The sequence below is a fragment of the Streptomyces sp. GDS52 genome, from assembly GCF_052246875.1.
In the GTDB taxonomy this organism is placed as follows: Bacteria; Actinomycetota; Actinomycetes; order Streptomycetales; family Streptomycetaceae; genus Streptomyces; species Streptomyces cathayae.
On record NZ_CM125966.1, the window covers coordinates 870509 to 893526 of the forward strand.

Here is a 23018-nt window from a genome sequence, read left to right on the forward strand (position 1 = left end):
GCCCGCCGGGCCGGTGTCGTCCCCACCGCGAACGGCGGGGACGACGGAAGGTGCTCACTCCGGGCGACGGCCCAGGGCGGTGTCGGGGTCGGCGCCGCCCCAGCTGCTGGGAGTCCGCCACAGAACACGGACGCCGAAGACGTCACGTACGGTGTCGGCGGCCCAGTCCTCGGCAGGCGGCTCGCACAGGACCAGGTAGAGGCTGTGGGCCGGCGCGGACAGTGTGTGCTTGATCTCGAGGAGGCGGGTCGCCCCCGAGCGGAGGTCCTCGTAGGCGGAGCGGCCGGCGCCCAGGACCTCGTAGACGAACAGGCCTCGGTCCGTGTCGCAGGAGACGTCGACGACCGGGGAGTCGGTCGGCTGGAGGTCCGCCCACAGCAGCTCCGACTTCAGTGCGTGGCGCACCGCCTCGTGCTTCTTGCAGGTGCGGTCGGCGGCGGCCGAGGTCTCCAGGGCGCGCAGGAAGCCTTCCTTCGTGGTCACGGCCGGTCCGGCGGGTGCTTCTTCGACGGTGGTCACGGGTTCGGTTTCCTTCTGCTCGAAGCGCTCGGACTGTTCGGGCTGCTCGGACTGCTCTGGCTCATGGGTGGCGGGGTCGGTGGTGTTCTCGGGGGCCTCTTCCGCGGCGTCGGCGAGGCGGGTGCGGAGCGTCTGCCGTGCTTCGGCCAGCGCCTCGGCCCAGCCGGATTCCGCGAGTTCGGTCCGCAGCCGGCCGGTGTCCAGGGTGCTGTCCTTGAGCGCACGGTGGGTGCGGGACGCGAGGTCGCGCAGCATGCCGAGGCGCTGCCGGTCCGGGGAGCCGAGGACGTGGTGGACGTCCACCCAGTCCGCCTGGTCGCGGCGGAGGATGCGGTTGGCCATGCCCTGAAGGTCCGACAGCCGGGCGCGGGCACCGTCGAGTACGTCTTCGTCGCCGGCCACCAGGTCGTCGAGCACGCCGAGCGCGGCCGCGTAGCGTTCGGCCATCTTCGGCGAGACGGGCTGGCGGCCCCGCCGGTCGGCGGTGAGCACGCTGTGGCCGGTCTCGTTGGCGAAGACCCAGCAGTCGAGTTCGTCGCCCGGGCGGGGAGGGGCGGAACCGTGCCTGACGGTCAGGACGAGCGGGCGGTCGGTCTCCGGAGAGAGCGCCTTCACCTTGTAGCGGCCGCCCGGGCCGGGGCCGAGGACCCGGACGCGGATGTCGGCGCCGATCTCGGGAACGTCGTCCGCTTCCGTGCCGGATCCCGTCTCGGTGGAGGGGGGTCGGGGGACGGTGTCCGTGTTCGTGAGCACCTCCGGGAGCGGCGAGGTGTGCAGCACGGTCAGGCTCTGTGTGCTGCGGGTCAGCGCGACGTAGAGCTGCCGCAGGCCGGCCGGGCCCCGGTCGGCGATGACGGCGGGCTCGATGACCAGGACGTGGTCGTACTCCATGCCCTTGGCCTGGGCGGCGGCCAGGACGGACACCGATTCGCGGTCCGTGCCCGTGCTGTCGTCGCCCTGCTCGAGGTGGCGGCTGATCTCGTCGAGCCAGTGCGAGTCGTCGGGGACGATGACGGCGACGGAGCGCCGGGTGCTCCCGTCGCTGGTGCCGGCCAGCCGGGTCGCGTGGGCGACGGTGTCGTCGAGGAGCTTCCACGGCTCGGTCGCCACGGTCCGTACGGCGTCCTCGCCCGCCTCTCGCACGGCCTGCGGGTACGGCAGTCCGGGAGCGACCGCGCGGGCGAGGGGTGCGACGAATTCCATGATCTCGGCCGGCACTCGGTAGCTGGTGTTCAGCTCGGCGACCCGCCAGTCCCCGTGGTCGGACAGAAGGGTGCCGAGAGGGTCCCAGCTGAGGTGGGTGTGGGGGCCGGTGGCCTGGGCGAGGTCGCCGAGGACGGTCATGGAGCCGCCGACGGCGCAGCGGCGGCGCAGCGCGCGGGCCTGCAGCGGGGTGAGGTCCTGGGCCTCGTCGACGACGATGTGCCCGTAGCGCCGGGGCGTCTCCCCGTCGATGAGGAACCGGAGCTCTTCGAGGCAGACGCGGTCGTCGAGGGTCCAGGGATCGGCGTCGGCGGTGGCGGCCCGTGGCCGGTGGAGTGCTGCCTGCTCGTCGCCGTCGAGGATGCCGTCCGCGCAGGCGCGCAGGAGGTCGGGCGAGTCGTAGAGGCTGCGCAGGGCCTCCCTCGCACCGGGCGACGGCCAGAGGCGTTCGACGAGCCGCTCGACGCGGCGGTTGCGTTCGAGGTCACGGCGGATCGTGCCGTCCTGGCCGCGGCGCGGGGCGACCGCGGTCAGTTCCTGCAGGAGGCGGTCGACGAACAGACTGCGGAAGCGGTCGCGGCGCTGCCGGTAGGGGCCCTCGCCGTCGCGTACCTCGTCGAGGAGCGCGAGGACCTCGGACTTCGGCACGCGCAGCGTCGTACTGCCGGCGGTGACGACGACGGCCGGCTCGTCGCCCTCGTAGGAGGGTGCGGTGGTGAGGTCGTCGAGTGCCTCGGGACGGCAGGCGCTCTCGACGCGGCGCCGCAGCACGGCCGCCATGCGCTCGTCGGACTTCACCCGCCGCGCCTGCGGGGTGTCGGTGCCGAGGATCTCGCCGTCCCACAGGCGGTTCAACTGGACGGCGTTGACGTCGCGCGTGCCGAGGGTGGGCAGCACCTGGCCGACGTAGTCGAGGAACCTCTGGTGGGGACCGATGACGAGGATGTCCTGGGCCTTGAAGTGCTCGTTGTTGACGAGCCAGGTCACCCGGTGCAGACCGACGGCGGACTTACCGGTACCCGGACCGCCCTGCACGACGAGGATGTCGGACGGGGAACCGGTGACCAGGTCCATCTGGTCGCGACGGATGGTCTCGACGATGTCCCGCATCCGGCCGCTGCGCGAGCGCTGCAGCTCGCGCAGCAGGAAGTCGTCCGGCTGCGGCGGCTTACGGCGCTGGATGCGGGCGACGTCGCCCGGTGTCCGGGACGGCCGGCGCTTCTCGCGCTGCTCCGCGCCCGGCTCCGGGGGGACCACGAGAGGCGTCTCGGCTGCAGCCGCCTGACTGTCGGCCTCGATCATGTCGTCCGCGGCCGGCCGCGGAGGCGGAACGAGAGCGGGCGGAGAAACGGTCACGGCGGCGATTTCGTCGAAGTAGCCCTTGACGACACGCTGCACACAGCGCAGCTGCCGCCGCAGGGACACCTCCCCTGGAGCCTCGGGCAGGGCCTCGGCCCACCTCTTCGCGAGCGGGCTGGTCCACAGCAGGACCACGAGTTCCTTGTCGGAGTCGTGGACGACCCGTCGGCCGATGTACCAGGGACGGGGGTTTCCGCCGGGCTCCTCCGGCGCGTCGACACGGGAGAAGACCAGTGCCTCGTCACCGAGTCCGCCGTACGCCGCGGCCCGCGCCTCCGCCTCCTTGCGGTTGGCGATGCCGTCCTTCCCGCTCGCCGATGCCGTGGCGGCCGATGCCCCGGTCATCTCGGCCAGCCTCGCGGTGTAGCAGTCGTACGCGTGGTCCACCGCCTTCTGCTCGGCGGCGATGACCTCGTCGTGCATGGTGGTGCCCATGTGCGTCCTCCCTGCGGGCGCCCGCGGGCGCCGCTACGGGCATGCCGCCCGTACCCCTCCGAAAGACTTATCAGAACCCTGACCATGGCAAAAGCTCAGGGGACCACTTCCTGGGCCGGCTTCCCGACTTCGGCGCAGTGCTGGGCGAGGGCTGAGGCCTCCCGAGCTTCAGCTCGCAACCCGGGACTGAACGTCGCCGAGAGCCGGAAGGCGGGAATTCTCCGCCTGTGTGCGCACCCGTCAGGTGTGCACACCTGTTCCCCTTCTGCCAGGGCCCAACGTCCCTGCCCCCCGGGGCCCTTGGGGCATATGTCCCTGATGCCATACTGACCTGCGTTTCCTCCCGCCGGAAACCGGCGGTTCGGCCTCTGTTCGTTGTCGAGCCGCCTCACCCCCTCGACACGTCGCTCAAGGAGCCCAGCCATGTCCCGACTCTTCTGTCCGCTCCCGGTGAGGGCCTCGCGCCGACCGGACCGGTGGGCTCCCGGTCCGGTCGCCGATCGGGGCCGGACCGGACCCGGCTCCGTGCGGATACCCGTCGTCGGGCCCGAGACGGGAAGGGTCCGCTGACCATGGGCGTGGAAGACAGGACGTACCACACACTCCTCGCCCGGCACGACGCGATGCGGCTGCGTCAGCGGTTGCTCTCCCCCGGGAGCGCCCCGGACATCGGCCGTGGCAGCCGTGGCGGCCGTCCCCCGGCCGAAGAGACGTACGACGCGGCCGCGGACCAGCAGATCATCCTGCGTGACCTGGACCTGGTGGCTCCGCTCGACGAGCTGATCGACGACCTGTACCAGGCGCTGTTCGCACGGCACCCCTCACTGCGGTCGCTCTTCCCCGACGCGATGGCGTTCCAACAGGCTCATCTGGCGCGGGCGTTCTGGTACCTGATCGAGAACCTGCACCGCCCTGAGGAGATCACCGGGGCCTTCACCCGGCTCGGCCGCGACCACCGCAAACTCGGCGTACGCCCTGCGCAGTACACGGCGTTCAAGGACGCGTTGCGCGAAGCGCTGCGGAGCCGTGCGGGCGAGTACTGGAGCCCCGGGCTCGAGCAGGCCTGGATGCGGATGCTGCAGCTCGGCGTCACCGCCATGGTCCGGGGCGCGGAGGCCGCACTGCACGAACCGCCGTGCTGGCGCGCCACGGTGACTTCCCATCGGCTGTACGGGCCGGACCTGGCAGTGCTCCGCCTCCTGCCGCACGAGACGTTCCGGTACCGGGCCGGCCAGTACACCACGCTGGAGTCCGCCCGGCTGCCGCACACCTGGCGTCCGTACTACCTGGCCGACGGGCCCGGTCCGGACGGGGAGCTCGAGTTGCACGTCCGGCGCAGTGGCCCCGGCGGGGTCAGCGAGATGCTGGTGCGCCACACCGCACCCGGGGACGAGGTACGGCTCGGGCCGCCGAAGGGCTGCCTGACGCTCGACGCGGAGCCCCTGGACACCTTGCGGTTGGTCGTCCGGGACACCGGCTGGGCCGCGATGAAGGCACTGCTGCAGGAGCTGGACAGCAGCGTGCGGCGGTCGTCCGCACACCGTGTGCGCCGCCGCGTACAGCTCTTCCTGGGCGCCGACTCGCTGTCCGACCTCTACGACCTCGGGTATCCGACGGGTCTCGAACAACGCCACTCCTGGCTGACCGTGGTCCCGGTGCCGGGCGGGGCGCCGACCGGGGGCAGGTACGACCGGTTGCTCCACGCGGTGGCCCGGAGCACCCCCCTCACGGAGGGGCGCACCCTGATCGCCGGGCCGCCGGACATGGTCCGTGCGGTGGCGGCCGGACTCGTCCACGCCGGGCATCCCGCCGAACGCATCGTCCACGACCTGTTGCCGACCGGTCCGCGCGTCCTGCCACGGTTCACCCAGGGGCACGGGTCGGCCGGGGACTTCATGCCCCCGGGGCAACAGGTCCCCGTCTGAACGGCCGCCGTGACAGGCAGCTTCTTCTTCGGCGTCGGCCCGGACGGTCTGTCACCGAGACGGTGGCGGGCCCGAGCCGCCCGCCCTGGGGCCGTCGGAGGGGACCTGCAGGTGTCGGACTCGTCACCCGTCAACCGTTGCCCCCTGCTCGCACGGCTCCCGGGCGCCCGGGCACGCGCTCCGGCGGGATCCCCGGCCGGTCCTTCGGCAGCAGCACACGCAGGGCACCCGGCCGAATCCCACACATGCGGGGAACCGACGAAATGCGCTGGTCAGGGGAGACGGATGGGCTCCTCGGGACACAACCCCGCGCTCATCAAGATCATTTCTCGTGAAGCAGGTGGGTGCCCGCCGAAGCGATGTCGAGCCGCGGTAGCAGTCCCTCGGGCACGTGGTCCGTGAGGGTTGTTGCCCCGGAGGGTTGCCGTGCCGGTGAGCTGAGCAGGGTCGGAGAAGCTCGCTCGGGGAGTACCGCATGCGCCACGAACCCCCGCCGTCTCCACCGAGCGACATGAGGCCGATCGGGTGACGATGAATGTGTACTGACGTGACCACGCTGCTCCCAGAAGGAGGCAGGCGTCATGACATCTCCTTCCGAATCCGCAGGTCCCGTTCCCCCGCGCGGCACCGAGCCGCGCACGCGCGAGACACCGCAAACGCAAGAGACGCCCCTGGTCGAAGGCATGGGCGCCCTGGCGAACATCGGCTGGCAGCTCCTGCTCACCATGGGCCTCGCCACCATCGCCCTGGGCGTCCTCGCCCTCGTCTGGCCGGGCGCGACCCTGCGAGTCGTCGGCGTGCTCTTCGGCGTCTATCTGCTGGTCACCGGTGTCTTCCAGCTCGCCGCCGCCTTCGGCGTCCACGTCCGCCGACATCTTCGCGTACTGCACTTCCTCACCGGCGCGGCCTCCATCCTGCTGGGACTGATCTGCTTCCGGGGCACCCTGCAGTCGATCCTGCTGCTCGCCCTGTGGATCGGCTTCAGCTGGCTGCTGCGCGGCACCCTGGAGACGGCTGCGGCGGCCTCCGCCCCGGACATGCCGGCACGCGGCTGGCACGTGGCCTTCGGCATCATCGGTGCCATGGCAGGCATCGTGATGATCATCATGCCGTTCGCCTCGATCGCGACACTCACCCTGGTGGTCGGCGTCATGGCCATAGTCCTCGGCCTGACCGAGGTGGTCCGCGCCATCAGGACGCGTGTCGAGATCGGCCATCTCGCACCGGACACAACCACCCAGCGGCGACCCCTGTTCCACGCCCGTCCGCACCCCCAGCACTGATCGGCGGAACCGGAGCGGCCGGCCGCGGCGAGTGGCGAAGAACTTCCCGCCCGGATCGGCACAGCCCCGGTCGGCGTCGTCCGCCGCCGGGCGGCGGACGACCGCGTGGTGAACTCGCGCCGACGGTGGGGCAACGGATCGCTTCGGCGTCCGCGCGCCGCTCGGCATCACCTCCCAGCGCACCGCCGTCCGCCACGATCGCGGCTGCGACGTGCTTCCCGGCGCACCGCCTGCTCCGGTCAGCCGGTGTGACGGCCATGAGCGGCTCGCCGGGCAGCTGAGGCCATCCGCCGGACGGCGGCCCAGCCCGGCGGCCGCCCGGCGGGCGCTGCGCCCGGCCGATGGCGGGGAACCCGTACCCGCAGCGTCCGGGTACTGATCCGGCACCGCACGGGAGTCGGCAGGGTGACGGCTTCGCCGTCCAGCCCGGCGGGAACCCCCGCGATGTCGGCGTGGACGACGACGTCGTCAGGTGTGGCGAGACGGGTCAGACCGTGCGTCTGCCCGCTTCGCAGGCGGGCGGCCGTCTCGCCGGGCGTCTCCGCCCTGGCGGCGAGGACTCACAGGAGCCCGGAGTCCAGCTGCGCACGCCTGTCGAGCCCGGCCGGGTCATCGGCCTGGTAGGGGTTGTTGCTCACCAGCACGGCATCCGGTCCCTCCACGGTGAGCAGCCCGGTGTGCACCACCAGGTGCGGACCCTGGTGGCGGGCCAGGAATTCCGGGAGGATCCGCACCGTGGTGCCGATCTTGTCCTCCCGATAGGCCGGGTCCTGCACCAGGGCGGCATACGCACCGAACGACACGTTGTTGACGAACACCCGCTCGCCCGCGAACCCGAGATCCACACGCAGCTCGACGCCGTCCGTGAGAGCCTCCAGCGCGGCCGAGGGGTCCGCACGGTCCAGGCCGAGGTCCATCGCGAAGTGGTTGCGGGTACCGGCCGGAACGACCAGGAAAGGAAGACCGCTCTCCGCGGCCACCCCGGCGACAAGTGCCTGCGTGCCGTCTCCGCCGGCCACCCCCAGCAGATCCGCACCGTCCTCCACCGCGCGTCGGGCGACCACCGCGAGGTCCTGAGGCCGGGAAGGATCGAGCAGGAGAACCTGAGCCCCCCACGCACGGGCTTTTTCCGCGATCCGGAACCGGCCCGCCTTCCCTCCCCCCGAGCGCGGATTCACGATCAGGTACGGCCGCCGCACAGCGGCCACCGGTCGGGGCGCGTTCTCGGTCACGGCAAGAGCCGACCAGCCGCGTTCATCGGCCCGGCGCACCTCACTGGCGGCAGCAGGGCTGCCGCGATCACGCCCGCAGCTGACGGCGCCGTCCCCCGCCGGGCCGACAGCCCGGCGATCGCACCTGCGGCCACCGCCACCATGACACTTCCTTCGACAGTCACGGCCTACGGCACCAGCTTGCAGCTCGGCCTGGGCATCCGCACCTGGGACGTACGTGGTCGACCCGCCACCGCCGTCAAGGTCCACCGCGCCCTGGACCGGTCCCCGCAACGCCTCCACCGCCGGGCCGACGCCGCATCCCCCACCTGCGTGCGTCGGGGTCGGACGGCGCACGGATCAGGAGGTGGATGAGCCACGGAAGCGCGCTCGCGTAGAAGGCCCGCTACCGCTCCCACTGCACGGCATCAGCCACCAGGCCAGGGTCAAGGGCGAGGAACGGGAAGCCCTTGAGGTGCTCCGCGGCCTGCTCGTCGGGACGTTCAGGTGCCGGCCAACGGTCTGGATGCTCCCCTTGTCGTGGTGTCCTCTTCAGCCGCGGCGTACGGATGAGAGCCGGCCGGGGCCTTCTCCGGCGCCGGCCGATCGAGGCGGTCGATGCCCAGGACGTGATCGGCGGCCCAGCGATGGGTGCCGGCGCCACCGTGGCCGGACACGGCCGCCTCGGGGGCGATTCATGGGGGACGGCCGAGGCATCCGCTGCTTGTGTCCGCCTCCTCCCCTGGCGGCCGGCGGCGACCTGCCGCAGTTCGTGCCAGAGGCCGGCACGTGCGGCAGCGCAGGGAAATCACCGCTCACCGGGCGAGGAGGTCTCCTCGTTTCCCGTGACCGGGGCTGGGCACCCAGTGCCCATGGCGGCACGTCCGGTTCCGGTGCGAACCATCCTCGCCACCATCGGCCTGGTGCTCGCCACCTACGTCGTACTCGAGCTGGTGGTGCAGGCTCGCCGGGTCTTGATCTGGGCGGTCATCGCGTTGTTCCTGGCCGTCTCCCTTCATCCGGCGGTCGAGGCGCTGCAGCGACGGGTGCCGAGGTGCCGACGGCCGGTGGCCACCTTGCTGGTCTTCTTGGCCGCGGCCGCGGCCGTCGGCGCGGTGGTCGCCCTGTTCGTCATCCCCCTGGCTCAGGAGGCAAGCCGGTTCGCCGGTCGTCTGCCCGCGATGATCAGGGACGCCCGGGCCGGCCGCGGGCCGGTCGGTAACCTGCTGGAGCGGACGCACGCTCTGCAGTATGTCCAGCAGCATCAGGCACAGATCCGCGCGTTCGCCACCGGACTGAGCACGCCCGCCTTGAAGTTCATCCGCAGCACCACGACCACCGCGGCCGGCGCTCTCACCATTTTCGTCCTGGCCTATCTGATGGTGCTGGAGGGCCCCAAGGCCATAGATCGGTCCCTGGCCCTCGTGGACGAGGCACCCGCGGCCCGCATACGCCGCGTCGGAGCCGCGTGCGCCCGCACCGTCAACGGCTACCTGACCGGAAACTTGCTGATCAGCGTCATCTGCGGGCTCCTGACCTACGTCGTGCTGCTGGTTTCCGGAGTGCCGTTCGCCGGCCTGCTGGCCCTCTTCGTCGCCCTGACCGATCTCATTCCCCTGGTGGGGGCCACCATAGGGGCTGTCGTCGCCTCCGCAGCAGCGTTCGTCCACTCCCTGCCGGCCGGCATCGGAGCCATCGTCTTCTTCATCGTCTACCAGCAGGCCGAAAACCACCTCCTGCAGCCGGTCATCCTGTCTCGGACGGTGAAACTCAACCCCCTCACCGTGCTGCTGGCCACCCTGATCGCCGCCGAAGTCGCCGGGATCCTCGGTGCCCTGCTGGCGATTCCCGTCACCGGCATCATCCAAGTCGTCCTCGGTGACCTCTGGGCTCACCGCGACGGTCGGCCGCTGAGGCTGCCGATGCGGGCGGACACCAGCCCCGAGAACGTCGACCGGTCCGACCCCGAATGACCGCCACGTGGAATCCGGCCGCCAGATCTTCGGCAAGAATATCGTCGGCTGCTTCGCCAGAGGCCGGGCTGTCCCGGCACTTACCCATCGGCCTCGCCCTCAGCGCCTCTTGCCTCACCGGTTTCGTCCTCCCCTTTGACCTGCTCGTCGCCTGCATACCGGTTATCAGCTCGGTCGGAGTCACCGTGGACGCGGCGATGGCGACCGGGCTGGCGCATCGGCAACGCCGAACTGCTGGTTCCACGCTTCATAAGCCGCACGACTCACCACAAGACCTGCGCGTATGTGACCAAGGCCGAATCCTGCCGTACAGCACGAATCTCCGTGGTGGATCGTGCCGCGACGACAACCTCAGGCGGAGGCCCGGCCAAGCACACACGTCAGCACCGTACGAGGGTCAGCCCACCTGCGAGGCGAACGCCTCGTACGCCCAGCGGTCGAAGAGGACGAACACGACCTCCTCGACGTCCGTCTCCACAGCCCGCACCGTCTCGACGGCGATGCGCGCCCCGTCGTCCAGGGGCCAGCCGTAGCCACCGGTGGACACGGCCGGGAAGGCGACCGTGCATGCGCCCAACTCGTCGGCCACGCGGAGGGATTCGCGGTAGCACGAGGCCAGCAGCTCCGAGCGGTCCTCCTCGCTGGTGAACACCGGGCCCACCGTGTGGATCACCCAGCGGGCGTTCAGGGCGCCCGCGGTGGTGGCGACGGCCCGGCCGGTGGGCAGGCCGTCGCTGTGGAGGGAGGCGCGCAGGCGGCGGCACTCCTCGAGGATCGCGGGGCCGCCGCGGCGGTGGATCGCGCCGTCGACGCCGCCCCCGCCGAGGAGGGAGGAGTTGGCCGCGTTGACGATGGCGTCGACGTGCTGGCGGGTGATGTCGCCCTGGACGAGGGTGAGGGTGGTGGTCATGACCGGCGCAGCCTCCTCCAGACGGCCTTCGCCGCGTTGTGTCCCGACATGCCGTGCACGCCGGGGCCGGGCGGGGTGGCCGAGGAGCAGATGAACACGGCCGGGTGCGGGGTGGAGTACGGGAAGAGGGAGAGCTTGGGGCGCAGCAGGAGCTGGAGGCCGCTGGCCGCGCCGGAGGCGATGTCGCCGCCGACGTAGTTGGCGTTGCGGGCGGCGAGTTGGGGTGGGCCGGCGGTGGCGCGGGCCAGGACGCGGTCGCGGAACCCCGGGGCGAAGCGCTCCAGTTGGCGTTCGACGGTGTCGGTGAGGTCGCCGGTCCAGCCGTTGGGGACGTGGCCGTAGGCCCAGAAGGTGTGCCGGCCGGCCGGGGCCCGGGTGGGATCGGCGACGCTGGGCTGGACGGTGATGAGGAACGGCCGCTCGGGGGCGCGGCCCTCGCGGGAGGCGGCGCGCAGGGCGGTGCCGATCTCGGAGCTGTCCGCGCCGATCTGCACGGTGGTGGCCCTGCGGGCCTCGGGCGCGGTCCACGGCACCGGGCCGTCCAGCGCGTAGTCGATCTTGAAGACGCCGGGTCCGTAGCGGTAGTTCGCGTAGTGGTCGCCGAAGCCGGCGATGCGGGCCAGGGCGGTGGGCGAGGTGTCGAAGACGTACGCCCGGGCCGGGGGCAGGTCGTCCAGGCGCTTGACCTCGTAGTCGGTGTGGATCGCGCCGCCGAGGTCCTTCAGGTATCCGGCGAGGGCGTCGGAGATGGCCTGGGAGCCGCCGCGGGCGACGGGCCAGCCGCGGGCGTGCGCGGCGAGGGCGAAGACCAGGCCGATGGCGCCGGTGGCGAAGCCGCCGAGGGGGGCGATCACATGGGCGACGAGGCCGGCGAACAGGGTCCTGGCCCGCTCGTCGCGGAAGCGGCGCATCAGCCAGGTGGAGGGCGGCAGTCCGACGAGGCCGAAGCGGGCGAGGGTGACCGGGTCGCGGGGCAGCGCGGTGAGCGGCAGGGACATGAAGTCGCGGGCCAGGGTGTCCCATCGGGGCAGGAAGGGTGCGACCAGGCGGCGGTACGCACCGGCGTCGCGCGGGCCGAAGGAGGCGGCCGTCTCGCCGACCGACCGGGACAGCACGGCCGCCGTGCCGTCCAGGAAGGGGTGGGCCATGGGCAGGTCCGCGTGCAGCCACTCGAGGCCGTAGCGCTCCAGCGGAAGGGTCCGGAACGCGGGTGAGTTGATGCCCAGCGGGTGCGCCGCGGAGCACGGGTCGTGCCGGAAGCCGGGCAGGGTCAGTTCCTCGGTGCGGGCGCCGCCGCCGACGGTGCCCCTCGCTTCGAACAGCGCGACGGAGAAGCCGCGCCGGGCCAGCTCCGCGGCGGCGGTCAGTCCGTTCGGCCCCGCTCCCACCACGACCACATCGAGCATCGACACCACCTTCGGGCTCCTTCGTCAGCCGACGGCAACCGGAGGGTCAGGATATGCCGGTGGGCCGGCACCGCCCCGGGTCCGGGGCAACATCCACCGGGGCCCGGGGCGACGGCGCCTCGGCCGGCCGTGCCGCCGGCCGGGGGGTCAGGCCCCGCCCGACAGCAGTCCCACCACCCTGCGGGCCGTGGCCTCGTCGCGGGCCGCGGTGAAGGGGAGGTCGTTGCCGCCCGTGATGCGGAAGGGGTCGCCGGCGCGGGTCAGGTGGGCGCCGCCCGCCTCCTCGACGAGGAGCAGGCCCGCCGCGTGGTCCCAGGCGGCCTCCCAGCAGAACGCCGTGCTGTCCGACTCGCCGCGGGCGACGGCCAGGTACTCCAGTCCGGCCGAGCCGCAGGAGCGGGGCGCCACGCCGTCCGTCCGCAGGCCGAGGAGGGAGCGCTTCTGCTCTTCCGTGGTGAAGTCCGGGTGGGAGGTGGCCACCCGCAGGTCGCGGCCGGGGTCCGGGGAGCCCGCGTGCAGTCGCGTCCCGTCCAGGAAGGCGCCCTGTCCGCGGACGGCGGTGGCGAATTCCTCGCGGGCGGGGGCGTAGGTCCACGACGCGTGGATCACTCCCCCCTGGGCGAGGGCGACCAGGGTGCAGAATCCGGTGTCGCCCTGCACGAACTGCCGGGTGCCGTCGACGGGGTCGACGATCCACACCGGCGCCTCCCCGCGTATCCCCTCGTACGACGCCGGGTTGTCGTGCACCGCCTCCTCGCCCACCACGACGGAGCCGGGGAGCAGGGCGCGCAGCGCCTCGGTGAGGTACAGCTCGGACTGCCGGTCGGCGTCGGTCACCAGGTCGTGCGGGCCGGACTTGCGGTCGATCTCGTGGTCGGCGAGCCGGCGCCAGCGCGGCATGATCTCCTGTGCGGCCGCCTTGCGGACGGCTTCCTCCACGTCGACGGCGTACCGGGTGAGAAACTCTTCGATGGTTTCGTTGTCCTCGATCATGTGCTCCATCAGAACATGTCCCACTGACAAACCCCACCTGCCTGGTGCACTCCAGGTGGTAACCACATGAATATGGGCCCTCGGCCCGGGAGAGTATGGGCTCGGCGGCCCACCGCACGGCCCCGCGCGCCGCTCGGCCCCGCGCACCGCACGGTCCGGGGCGTCGAGCCGGCCGAGGGCTTCCGCATCAGGCGCGATCAGCCGCGACCAGCAGAGGTCAGTCGCGGCGCAGCAGGGCGAGTTCCCCGTTCATCTCCGCGAGGAACCGGACGATCACGGTGAGCTCCTCGGGTGTGAAGCGGCCCCGCGCGATGTCCGTGCTCCGCGCGAGCGGCCGGAAGTAGTCCCTGATCAGCCCTCTGGCCGGCTCCGCGAAGTGCAGGTGGACCACGCGGCGGTCGTCGGCGGCCCTGACCCGCTGGATGTGTCCCACCCTCTCCAGCCGGTCGATGCACGCGGTGACGGCGCCGGAGGTGAGGTTGAGCTGTCTGCGCAGTCTGCCCGGCGTCATGGGCTCGGTCGAGCCGTCCTGGCCGGCGTCCAGGATCGCGACCAGGGCCTGGACGTCGGTGGGATGCAGGCCGTGCGCCTGGGCGAACTCGTGGGCGACGCGGTTGAACTCGTTGTTCATCCGGCGCAGCAGGACGGCGAACGACTGCAACCCCGTGGGGTCGTCTCCGGGAAGAGGTACCGAAGGGGCGCCTGAGTCATTCATGATCCCAGTATAAGATCACTCGACAATCGAGATACTCATTCATCGACTTACCTCTTCCACTGTGAGGAACCCTCATGAGAACCGCACCGCGCCGGGCCCGCTGGCTCCTACCCCTCGTCCTCCTGCTGGTCTGGCTGGGTGTGGGCGGAACGCTCGGGCCCTACGCGGGCAAGCTGGGCGAGGTGGCCACCAACGACCAGGCGTCGTTCCTGCCGCAGAGCGCCGAGTCCACCCAGGTCCTCGAGGCCCGTGCGGCGTTCGCCCAGGCCGAGACCCTCCCGGCCATCGTGGTCTGGACGGCGGACGGGGCCCGGGTCACCGAGGCGCAGCGGGCGGCCGCCACCGAATCCGTCGGCGCGCTCGCCGGAAGCCCCGGTGTCGTCGGCAGGCCCTCGCCCGCCCTGCTCTCCGACGACGGCCAGGCCCTGCAGGCCGTCGTCCAGCTCGAGCCCGGCCTGGACGAGGAGTTGCCCGCGGTCCTCGGGGAGGTGCGCGCGGCGGCGCAGCAGGTGCCGGGCACCGAGGCGCAGATCGCCGGCCCGGCGGCGAGCCAGGCCGACCTGTCGGACGCGTTCGCGGGCATCGACGGACTGCTGCTGGGTGTGGCGCTCGCCGCCGTGCTGGTGATCCTGCTGCTCGTCTACCGCAGCGTCCTGCTGCCGTTCGTGATCATCCTCGGCTCCGTCTTCGCCCTGGGACTGGCCTGTGCCGTGGTGTACGCGCTGGCGCAGCGGGACATCGTCCAGGTCGACGGGCAGGTGCAGGGCATCCTGTCCATCCTGGTGATCGGCGCCGCGACCGACTACGCCCTGCTCCTGGCCGCGCGCTTCCGCGAGGAACTCGCCGTGCGCGGGGACCGGGCCGCGGCCGCCCTGGTGGCGGTGCGGCGCTCGTTCGGTGCGATCACCGCCAGTGCCGCCACGGTGGCGCTCGGGCTGCTGGCCCTCCTGGCGAGCGACCTCACGAACAACCGCGCGCTCGGACCGGTGGGCGCCATCGGCATCGTGTGCGCCGTGCTCACCACGCTCACCTTCCTGCCGGCCGTGCTGGCCCTGCTGGGCCGTACCGCCTACTGGCCCACTCGCCCGAAGGCGTCGGACGCGTCCGCGGAGGGCCACCCGGTGTGGCTCCGGGTGGCCGCGCGGGTGAACGCGCGTCCGCGCTTCGTCTGGCTCGTGACCGGACTCGTCCTCACCGCCCTGGCGGCCTTCTCCCCCACGCTGTCCGCCAAGGGGGTGCCGCTCGACGAGATCTTCGTGAACGACGCCCCCTCCGTCGCCGCCCAGGAGACGGTCGGCAGGCACTTCCCCGGTGGCTCGGGCAATCCGGCGGTCATCATCGCCGACGCCGACCGTGCCGACGCGGTGACGGCCGCCGCGAAGGACACCGAGGGCGTGGCATCGGCCGGCGCGGTCTCCGCCTCGGGGCGGCCCGGGGCCGGTGAGCCGCAGGTCGTCGACGGGCGGGTGCGCATCGACGCCACGCTCGACGCGGCAGCGGACAGCGACGCGGCCAAGGAGACCATCGAGCGGCTGCGCGAGAACGTGCACGCGGTCCCGGGGGCCGACGCGCTGGTCGGCGGGTACACGGCGCAGCAGTACGACACCCAGCAGACCGCCGCGCACGACCGCACGGTGATCGTTCCCGTGGTGCTCGGCATCATCCTGCTGATCCTGATCGTCCTGCTGCGCTCGCTGCTCGTACCGGTGCTGCTGGTGGCGACCGTCGCGCTGAACTTCCTGGCGACGCTGGGGGTCTCCTCCCTCGTCTTCGAGCATCTCCTCGGGTTCAGCGGCACGGACGCCTCCGTCCCGCTGTACGGATTCGTGTTCCTGGTGGCCCTCGGCGTCGACTACAACATCTTCCTGATGTCCCGGGTACGCGAGGAGGCACTCGCGCACGGCTCGCGGCAGGGTGTGCTGCGCGGGCTGACCACGACCGGCGGGGTGATCACCTCGGCGGGTGTGGTGCTCGCCGCGACGTTCGCGGCCCTGATGGTCATCCCGTTGGCGTTCCTCGTGCAGATCGCCTTCATCGTGGCCTTCGGTGTCCTGCTCGACACGCTCGTGGTCCGCTCGCTGCTGGTGCCCGCGCTCGTGATCGACATCGGGCCCCGGGCGTGGTGGCCCAGCGTCCTGGCCCGCGGCGACAGTCGTCCGGAGGAGGAGCCGCAGACGGCGGACCGGCGGCCGGCGTAGCGGCGGCCGAGGCCGCGGTCCGTCCCGTACGGGATCTCCCCGTGTGACGTCCGTTCCCCGACGCGCCGGTCTCCGGCATGCTCCGGACGGAATGCTCCGGGCGGAATGCTCCGAGCGGCATGCTCCAGACGGAGGGGAGGGGCGGTATGCCGGTGTCGGTGGTGGTGGCGCTGGGGTTGACGGGGCTCGTGGGAGGCATCGGTATCACCGCTGTCGGCCCCGGTGGGGTGCTGCCCACGATCGGGCTGTTCACCCTGACCGGCCTCTCCCCCGCCGAGGTGGCCGGTACCTCCATCGTCACCCATGTCGCCACCGGCGTGCTGGGCACCGCGGCCTACACCCGTTCCGGCCAGTTGCGCGAGCCGGGAACACGCCGCGTCGCCGGGATCCTGGCCGGCACGGCCGTGCTCGGGACTCCCGTCGGGGTACTGCTCAACTCCCTCGTGTCCACTCGTACGTTCGGGGTGGTGCTCGGTGTGCTCGTGGCCGTGGTGGCCACCCTGGTGTGGCACCGCGAGCGCCACCGGCCCGCAGCCGCGCCCGCCCGCCCGTCCACACCCGTGGTGGCCGGACTCGGGTTCGTCGTCGCCGTCGTCTCCGGCGTCGTCGGCATCGGGGGCCCGATGCTCACCGTCCCGCTGCTGGTCGCGCTCGGCGTGCCCGTGCTGGAGTCCCTGGCCTCCGCCCAGGCCCAGTCGATCGTCATCGCCGGGGTGGGCACCGTGGGCTATCTCGCCCACGGTGCCGTCGACTGGCCCCTGGCCGCCCTGATCGGCGTCCCGGAACTGGCCGGCGTGCTCCTGGGCTGGCGGATCGCCCACGCCCTGCCCGCCCGCAGCCTGAAGTACGCGCTCGTCGTCACGTTGTTCGCGCTGGCGCCCTACCTCGTCCTGCACGGCTGAGGGGGTGCGTCCCGGTGCCGGGCGGAACGCGTCCGTACGCGCCACACCGGAGATGCGAACTGGAGTGCGCTACAGCACTGTTGGGACGTAAGTTGTGCGGAACACACCTGTTGGCTGAACACACCTGCCTCGGCTGAGAGACGGACCGTACCCATGAGCGACCCTGCGACGACGCCCGGACCCGCTGCGCACCAGAAGATCGACACCTCGGTGCCGCATTCGGCCCGGATCTGGAACTACTGGCTGGGCGGGAAGGACAACTATCCCGTCGACGAGGAGGCGGGCGACGCGTACACCGCCGTCTTCCCCGGCATCGTCACCATCGCGCGCAGCAGCCGGGCCTTCCTGCGCCGCAACATCACGTACCTGGTCTCCGAGGCCGGCATCCGGCAGTTCCTGGACATCGGGACCGGCCTGCCGACCGCCGACAACACCCATGAGGTCGCCCAGCGCATCGCGCCGGAGAGCAGGATCGTCTACGTCGACAACGACCCGATGGTCCTGGCGCACGCTCGCGCCCTGCTCTACTCCACCCCCGAGGGTGCCACCTCCTACGTCGACTCCAGCGTGCTGGACCCGGAGCGTGTCCTGGCCGCCGCCTCGGAGACGCTGGACTTCAGCCGGCCCACCGCCCTCATCCTCAGCAACATCCTGGGGCACATCGCCGACTACGACCAGGCCCGCTCCATCGTCACCCGGCTGATGGACGCGCTGCCGTCCGGCAGCTACCTCTCCGTCAACGACGGTTCCCGGGGCGTCGACCCGGGCTTCGAGCAGGCCCAGGACGGCTACAACAAGAGCGGCGCCATCCCCTACAACCTGCGCACCGTCGACGAGATCACGTCGTTCTTCGACGGTCTGGAGCTCCTGGAGCCCGGCGTCGTCTCGGTCCCCCTGTGGCGTCCGGAGGCCGAGACCCCCGACTCCGCGCTCATCGCCGAGCACGGCGGTCTCGCCCGCAAGCCGTGACCCGCTGACGCCCCGTGCGGTCGCGGTGGGAACACCGCGACCGCCCGCGTCCGGCGCTCCCGCGCTGCCGCGCTGCCGCGCTGCCGCGCTGCCGCAATTCGCCTGAACGCAGGGGAAGTACGGCAAACCGCCGCTCCCGCCGGTACGCCCCTGTCACCCTCCGCCCACGGAGCGAGTTCGCCCTTCCACCCCACCCGGAAGCGTGTGAGACTGGCGTCCCGTCCGCTGTGCGGGCCCCCTTCCGCACCGACCCCCACGAGAAGTGCGACGTGCGTTCTTTTCCTCTGCCGATAGCGCTGGCCGCGCGCCTGTCCCCGGTGGTCGTCCTCGCCGCTGCGGGCTGGGCACTGTCCTCCGGACCGTCCTCCGAGCCGCAGGCGGCGGAGAAGAGAACGGCCGGGGGAACGCCGACCCAGTCCGCCTCCGCTCCGTCGACGACGACGGTGCCCATGACGTACACCGCCGCTCCCGTCCCCTGCGGCAGCGTCGCCGAGAAGACCGTCACATCCCTCGTGCCGGGGGCCAAGGCGTCCGGCAAGGAGATCAAGTCCACCGACTCCAAGCTGCGCAGGACCTGTTCCTGGAACGCGCTCGAGGGCTACGAGTACCGCTGGCTCGACGTCTCCTTCGAGGTTCTACAGTCGGACGACGCGGCCGAACAGTCCTACGGGAGACGGCTGAAGGACAAGAGCGGCGGCGGCCCGGTCCCCGGGCTCGGTGACGCGGCGTACTCCGTCGTGAACCTCGCCACCCAGGACAAGCAGCAGACCCGTGAGGGCGTGGTGGTGGCCCGCGCCTCCAACGCGCTGGTGATCGTCACCTACAACGGCAGCGACTTCGAGTCGAAGAAGGCGCCCTCCACGGACGAGATCAACAAGGGCGCCATCAAGGCCGCCAAGGAGGCGATGGCGACGCTGCTGGAGGGGCGGGGCTGACCCGGCCCGTCCTCGAAGCACGCCGGGCGCCGCAGGCCTCCGACAGAAGACCGGAATTCATGGTTCCGTGACATCCCTCACGCACGTCCTCGATCTACGCAAGCCGCTTAGTAGGACCCGCTCCGGCGACATGGGGGATTTATCCGTCTTGACATGAAAGAGGGGCGGGCCGAGGCGGACGGTGATCCGGCGGGCGGCCCGGGTCCGTGGTTCGTGCGCCGGGCGGCGGCTCCTGACGAGGCGGCAGGCATCCCGACGGGCCCGTCGCGAGCAGGTCGGCATGGTCTTCCGCTTGCCGCAAGACCCCCGCAGACCTACGAAGCGCAGTAGTGCAACAGCCCTTTGCGCCCCGCGTCGGGCCGTCCCAAGAATGACCAGTCTCCGGACAACAGGGGTGAGGTCATTCATGGGAAAGCATCGTCGTCAGCGGCGGTACCGGCGGACGGTCGTCACGGCAGTCGCCATGGGCGCCGTGGGGATACCCTCGGTCGCCCTGGCCTGTGCCGACTGGCCCGGCAGCGGACAGCGGCAGCAGGACACCGCCGCCCCCGCCGCGGCCGAGGACAGGTGGGGCGACGCCGACCGGCACCACCGGTGGGACGGCAAGCCGCACGGCGGGCCCACGGCGGCGCCGTCGCACACGCCGACCGCCACCGCGGACGCCTCGAAGGGCGGGGCGCCGCGGCACAGCGGCGCCGAGCCGACGCACAACCCGAAGACACACAAGACGAAGGCGCACAAGCCGAAGAAGACGGTCCGCGAGGCATCCGTCGCCAGGCCCACCACAGCGGCTCCGAAGCCCACCACGGCCGCCCCCGAGCCCACCCCCGCCGCCCCGAGCCCCGCCGCGACCGGCGGTGCCGCGGCCTCCGGAGCCGTCGCCGAGGTCGTGGAACTCGTCAACGCCGAGCGCGGCAAGGCCGGCTGCTCCCCGGTGAAGGTGAACGCCACCCTGACCGAGGCCGCGCAGAACCACAGCGCGGACATGGCGTCGAGCCGCACCATGTCGCACACCGGCTCGGACGGATCCTCGCCCGCCGACCGCATCACCCGCGCCGGCTACACCTGGAGCACCTACGGCGAGAACGTCGCCTACGGCTACTCCTCTCCCGAGCAGGTGATGGCCGGCTGGATGTCCAGTCCCGGTCACAAGAAGAACATCCTCAACTGCTCGTTCGAGGAGATCGGTGTCGGTCTCGCACAGCCCGGCTCCTACTGGACCCAGAACTTCGGCACGGCCCGGTAGTCGCCGCAGGGGTCGCAGGGACCGGTCAGCGGCTGAGGGCCGGGATGACCTCTGCGCCGTACGCGTCGATCGTCGCCTCCTGCGCGTCGTGCATGTCGTACACGGCGAACTGGTCCACACCCAGCCCGCGCAGCGCCTCCAGCTTCTCGATGTGCGCCTCGGCCGGGCCGAGCAGGCAGAACCGGTCGACGATCTCGTCGGTGACGAAGTCCGTGGACGGGTTGCCGGCACGCCCGTGGTGGCTGTAGTCGTAGCCGTGCCGTTCCTTGATGTACGACGTCAGCGCCTCGGGGACCAGGTCCGAGTGCTCGCCGTAGCGGGCGACCAGGTCCGCGACGTGGTTGCCGACCATGCCGCCGAACCAGCGGCACTGGTCGCGGGCGTGCGCCAGATCGTCGCCGACGTACGCCGGGGCGGCGACGCAGACGGTCACGGAGGCGGGGTCGCGCCCCGCCTCCGCGGCCGCGGCCCGTACCGCCTTCACCATCCACTCGGTCAGATACGGGTCGGCGAGCTGCAGGATGAAGCCGTCGGCCTTCCGCCCGGCGAGGGCGAGCGCCTTCGGCCCGTACGCCGCCATCCAGACCGGCAGCCTGCCGTCCCTCACCCACGGGATCCGCAGCGGCTGCCCGTCGACCTCGGCCTCGCGCCCCTCGGCGAGGTCGCGGATCGCGTCGATCGCCTCACCCAAGCGGGCCAGGGTGCTGGGTCTGCGTCCGGCGACCCGCATCGCGGAGTCGCCGCGGCCGATGCCGCAGACGGTGCGGTTGCCGAACATGTCGTTGAGGGTGGCGAAGGTGGAGGCGGTGACCTCCCAGGTGCGGGTGGCCGGGTTGGTGACCATCGGGCCGACCTTCAGCCCGGTGGTGCCGGCCAGGATCTGGCTGTGGATCACGAACGGCTCCTGCCACAGCACGGCGGAGTCGAAGGTCCAGCCGTGCGTGAAGCCGTTGCGCTCCGCGCGCCGCATCAGGTCGACCACCCGCGAGGCCGGCGGATCGGTCTGCAGAACGAGTCCGAAGTCCATGCGCACCGCTCCTGGCTCCTAGTAGAGGTACTGGCAGGTGGAACGCGGGGTGTAGACGCCGTGTCCGGCGCGTCCGGTGTACTCCCGCTCGGTGATGACCGGTTCGCCGCGCGAGAGGACGGTCTCGACGCGGCCGGTGACGCGTGTGCCCTCGTACGCCGAGTAGTCGACGTTCATGTGGTGCGTCTTCGCGGAGATGACCTGCTCGGCGTGCGGGTCGTAGATCACCACGTCGGCGTCGGCGCCCGGGGCGAGGGTGCCCTTCTTCGGGTAGAGGCCGAACATGCGGGCCGGGGTGGCGCAGGCGATCTCGATCCAGCGGCGGCGGGTGAGGTGCCCGTCGACGACGGCCTGGTGGAGCAGGTCCATCCGGTTCTCCACGCCCGGCATGCCGTTGGGGATCTTGGAGAAGTCGCCGCGGCCGAGGTCCTTCTGGCCGGTGAAGCAGAAGGGGCAGTGGTCGGTGGAGACCACCTGGAGGTCGTCGGTGCGCAGCGCCCGCCACAGGGATGCCTGGTGTTCCCTCGGCCTCAGGGGTGTGCTGCACACGTACTTGGCGCCCTCGAAGTCCGGCTCGGCGAGGTTGTCGGTGGACAGGAACAGGTACTGGGGACATGTCTCGCCGAAGACGTTCAGGCCCTCGTCACGGGCCCGGGTCAGCTCGGCGACCGCCTCGGCGGCGGAGACGTGCACGACGTACAGTGGGGCGCCGGCGACCTGGGCGAGCCGGATGGCACGGTGGGTGGCCTCGGCCTCCAGCAGGGCCTTGCGGACCTCGCCGTGGTAGCGGGGGTCCGTCTCGCCGCGGGCCAGCGCCTGTTCGACGAGCACGTCGATCGCGATGCCGTTCTCGGCGTGCATCATGATCAGGCCGCCGTTCTCGGCGGAGCGCTGCATGGCGCGCAGGATCTGGCCGTCGTCGGAGTAGAAGACCCCTGGATACGCCATGAATTGCTTGATTTTCGTTCCGCCGCCCCCTCACACGTCGTATCGCCATCGTCGCAGGTCATGGGCGATTCCGGGAGGGTTGCGAGGGCTGGATCGAAGGTACCGGTGATGTCGAGCTCGGGAAGGATGTACAGCGGCGGCACCGGCGTTCCTTCATAGTCGCCCAGCGCGCGCACCGCGGCTCCCCAGGAGCCGTCCTTCAGATACCCCAGGACCCGCTGGTAGATGCTGTTCGGCCGGTGGCCCTGCAGAACCTCCTCGGGCAGGTCCTTCCACTGCAGCCCGTGACGCACCTTGTAGAGGGATGCCTCGAACGCCACCCGAGGCGGAACGATGCGAGTCTTCTTCCTGGGGACCGGAAAGCACGCTTCAACCCGCTTCCATTCATCGTCCGTCAGCTCCGGGGGTACGAGCAGCCCCCGCTCCTCGAACCATCCCTCGAAGGGGCAACCAACGTTTCGTAGCATTCCGGGAACGTGGCTGGTGACGCGAACTTCGATGTCGACAAGATCAAGCAGATCCAACCTCTCGGCGAATTCCAGAGCACCGAGTCGGGGAGTCACATCAAGGGCCTGCTCGACGACCTCGTGAACTCGCTCCTCCCGCTGCTGAACCTCCAAAAGGCGTTCAGCCGCATCCGCCCTCAGATCACGAAGCCGGCGCTCCTTGCTCTGAAGCTCATCCTTCACCTCTGCGATGGACGCCTTAATCTCCAGTTCCGTCTCGGCATCGTCGCTCTCATCCGCGGCCAGGACTTCGGCCAAGGCGACAAGCTTCTTCTTCCGCAAGCGCTGGCTTCGCTCCAGTTCCTCGTCGAGAGCGGCAAGGCGCTCCTCGTACAACTGCGCTTCTCCGGGCACG

General features: G+C 71.5%; 16 protein-coding genes and 1 pseudogene. 8 read left to right on the forward strand and 9 right to left on the reverse strand.

What is annotated here, in order from left to right; genetic code table 11:
* Positions 1 to 54: 54 nt before the first annotated feature.
* Entirely contained in the window at positions 55 to 3516 is a 3462-nt protein-coding gene (locus ACTWJ9_RS03980; RefSeq protein WP_443295204.1) for an AAA family ATPase, read from the reverse strand.
* A gap of 572 nt (positions 3517 to 4088) precedes the next feature.
* On the opposite strand from ACTWJ9_RS03980, the gene ACTWJ9_RS03985 reads away from it, so the two are divergent.
* On the forward strand, positions 4089 to 5441 hold the full coding sequence (locus ACTWJ9_RS03985; RefSeq protein ID WP_387036888.1) for a globin domain-containing protein: 1353 nt from the start codon (positions 4089 to 4091) through the stop codon (positions 5439 to 5441).
* A 581-nt stretch (positions 5442 to 6022) separates the two neighbouring features.
* Positions 6023 to 6724, forward strand: a complete 702-nt coding sequence (locus tag ACTWJ9_RS03990; protein ID WP_387036886.1) for an HdeD family acid-resistance protein — start codon at positions 6023 to 6025, stop codon at positions 6722 to 6724.
* 560 nt (positions 6725 to 7284) lie between these two features.
* Here the strand turns inward: ACTWJ9_RS03990 and ACTWJ9_RS03995 are convergent.
* Entirely contained in the window at positions 7285 to 8292 is a 1008-nt protein-coding gene (locus ACTWJ9_RS03995) for a diacylglycerol/lipid kinase family protein (RefSeq protein ID WP_443295205.1), read from the reverse strand.
* A 515-nt stretch (positions 8293 to 8807) separates the two neighbouring features.
* Between ACTWJ9_RS03995 and ACTWJ9_RS04000 the strand changes: the two genes are divergently transcribed.
* The gene (locus ACTWJ9_RS04000; protein ID WP_387036884.1) at positions 8808 to 9908 is read left to right on the forward strand and encodes an AI-2E family transporter; all 1101 of its coding nucleotides are present in this window, start codon (positions 8808 to 8810) and stop codon (positions 9906 to 9908) included.
* 397 nt (positions 9909 to 10305) lie between these two features.
* On the opposite strand, the gene ACTWJ9_RS04005 is transcribed toward ACTWJ9_RS04000, so the two are convergent.
* From ACTWJ9_RS04005 to ACTWJ9_RS04020, 4 genes are all read right to left on the reverse strand, one after another.
* Positions 10306 to 10818: an O-acetyl-ADP-ribose deacetylase gene (locus ACTWJ9_RS04005; protein ID WP_387036881.1), complete on the reverse strand. Its 513-nt coding sequence runs from the start codon at positions 10816 to 10818 to the stop codon at positions 10306 to 10308.
* Positions 10815 to 12224 carry a phytoene desaturase family protein gene (locus tag ACTWJ9_RS04010; RefSeq protein ID WP_443295849.1) on the reverse strand — a complete coding sequence of 470 codons (1410 nt, stop codon included), beginning with the start codon at positions 12222 to 12224 and terminating at the stop codon, positions 10815 to 10817. Before ACTWJ9_RS04010 ends, ACTWJ9_RS04005 begins: the two co-directional genes overlap by 4 nt.
* Positions 12225 to 12371: 147 nt before the next feature.
* Entirely contained in the window at positions 12372 to 13217 is an 846-nt protein-coding gene (locus ACTWJ9_RS04015; RefSeq protein WP_279332650.1) for an inositol monophosphatase family protein, read from the reverse strand.
* Between the two features lie 217 nt (positions 13218 to 13434).
* Entirely contained in the window at positions 13435 to 13932 is a 498-nt protein-coding gene (locus tag ACTWJ9_RS04020) for a MarR family winged helix-turn-helix transcriptional regulator (protein ID WP_279332651.1), read from the reverse strand.
* A gap of 74 nt (positions 13933 to 14006) precedes the next feature.
* Between ACTWJ9_RS04020 and ACTWJ9_RS04025 the strand changes: the two genes are divergently transcribed.
* The 5 genes from ACTWJ9_RS04025 (at position 14007) to ACTWJ9_RS04045 (ending at position 20182) form a co-directional block, all read left to right on the forward strand.
* Complete coding sequence (locus tag ACTWJ9_RS04025) at positions 14007 to 16130, forward strand: MMPL family transporter (RefSeq protein ID WP_443295206.1); 2124 nt, start codon at positions 14007 to 14009, stop codon at positions 16128 to 16130.
* Between the two features lie 146 nt (positions 16131 to 16276).
* Positions 16277 to 17032, forward strand: a complete 756-nt coding sequence (locus ACTWJ9_RS04030; protein WP_387036876.1) for a sulfite exporter TauE/SafE family protein — start codon at positions 16277 to 16279, stop codon at positions 17030 to 17032.
* Between the two features lie 153 nt (positions 17033 to 17185).
* Entirely contained in the window at positions 17186 to 18001 is an 816-nt protein-coding gene (locus ACTWJ9_RS04035) for an SAM-dependent methyltransferase (RefSeq protein WP_387036874.1), read from the forward strand.
* Positions 18002 to 18270: 269 nt separating this feature from the next.
* A complete protein-coding gene (locus ACTWJ9_RS04040; protein ID WP_387036872.1) occupies positions 18271 to 18936 on the forward strand; it encodes a hypothetical protein in 666 nt (221 codons plus the stop codon).
* A 406-nt stretch (positions 18937 to 19342) separates the two neighbouring features.
* Complete coding sequence (locus ACTWJ9_RS04045) at positions 19343 to 20182, forward strand: CAP domain-containing protein (protein ID WP_387036870.1); 840 nt, start codon at positions 19343 to 19345, stop codon at positions 20180 to 20182.
* Between the two features lie 25 nt (positions 20183 to 20207).
* On the opposite strand, the gene ACTWJ9_RS04050 is transcribed toward ACTWJ9_RS04045, so the two are convergent.
* The 3 genes and pseudogenes from ACTWJ9_RS04050 to ACTWJ9_RS04060 all read right to left on the reverse strand — a co-directional run bounded on the left by ACTWJ9_RS04050 (position 20208) and on the right by ACTWJ9_RS04060 (position 22624).
* Positions 20208 to 21209: a TIGR03842 family LLM class F420-dependent oxidoreductase gene (locus ACTWJ9_RS04050; protein WP_388705161.1), complete on the reverse strand. Its 1002-nt coding sequence runs from the start codon at positions 21207 to 21209 to the stop codon at positions 20208 to 20210.
* A gap of 18 nt (positions 21210 to 21227) precedes the next feature.
* Positions 21228 to 22181 (reverse strand): annotated as a pseudogene (locus ACTWJ9_RS04055) (amidohydrolase family protein); the annotation flags it as partial.
* Complete coding sequence (locus ACTWJ9_RS04060; protein WP_443295850.1) at positions 22076 to 22624, reverse strand: transposase; 549 nt, start codon at positions 22622 to 22624, stop codon at positions 22076 to 22078. The gene ACTWJ9_RS04060 and the pseudogene ACTWJ9_RS04055, both read right to left, overlap by 106 nt.
* Positions 22625 to 23018: the final 394 nt, after the last annotated feature.

Bases quoted from the DNA above. Each gene is read 5' to 3' on its own strand.
- ACTWJ9_RS03985 (WP_387036888.1), top strand. From the start codon at position 4,089: ATGGGCGTGGAAGACAGGACGTACCACACACTCCTCGCCCGGCACGAC.
- ACTWJ9_RS04060 (WP_443295850.1), bottom strand. From the start codon at position 22,624: ATGCTACGAAACGTTGGTTGCCCCTTCGAGGGATGGTTCGAGGAGCGG.
- ACTWJ9_RS04010 (WP_443295849.1), bottom strand. From the start codon at position 12,224: ATGCTCGATGTGGTCGTGGTGGGAGCGGGGCCGAACGGACTGACCGCC.
- ACTWJ9_RS03980 (WP_443295204.1), bottom strand. From the start codon at position 3,516: ATGGGCACCACCATGCACGACGAGGTCATCGCCGCCGAGCAGAAGGCG.
- ACTWJ9_RS04015 (WP_279332650.1), bottom strand. From the start codon at position 13,217: ATGATCGAGGACAACGAAACCATCGAAGAGTTTCTCACCCGGTACGCC.
- ACTWJ9_RS04005 (WP_387036881.1), bottom strand. From the start codon at position 10,818: ATGACCACCACCCTCACCCTCGTCCAGGGCGACATCACCCGCCAGCAC.
- ACTWJ9_RS04025 (WP_443295206.1), top strand. From the start codon at position 14,007: ATGAGAACCGCACCGCGCCGGGCCCGCTGGCTCCTACCCCTCGTCCTC.
- ACTWJ9_RS04020 (WP_279332651.1), bottom strand. From the start codon at position 13,932: ATGAATGACTCAGGCGCCCCTTCGGTACCTCTTCCCGGAGACGACCCC.
- ACTWJ9_RS04030 (WP_387036876.1), top strand. From the start codon at position 16,277: ATGCCGGTGTCGGTGGTGGTGGCGCTGGGGTTGACGGGGCTCGTGGGA.
- ACTWJ9_RS04035 (WP_387036874.1), top strand. From the start codon at position 17,186: ATGAGCGACCCTGCGACGACGCCCGGACCCGCTGCGCACCAGAAGATC.
- ACTWJ9_RS04050 (WP_388705161.1), bottom strand. From the start codon at position 21,209: ATGGACTTCGGACTCGTTCTGCAGACCGATCCGCCGGCCTCGCGGGTG.
- ACTWJ9_RS03990 (WP_387036886.1), top strand. From the start codon at position 6,023: ATGACATCTCCTTCCGAATCCGCAGGTCCCGTTCCCCCGCGCGGCACC.
- ACTWJ9_RS04000 (WP_387036884.1), top strand. From the start codon at position 8,808: ATGGCGGCACGTCCGGTTCCGGTGCGAACCATCCTCGCCACCATCGGC.
- ACTWJ9_RS04045 (WP_387036870.1), top strand. From the start codon at position 19,343: ATGGGAAAGCATCGTCGTCAGCGGCGGTACCGGCGGACGGTCGTCACG.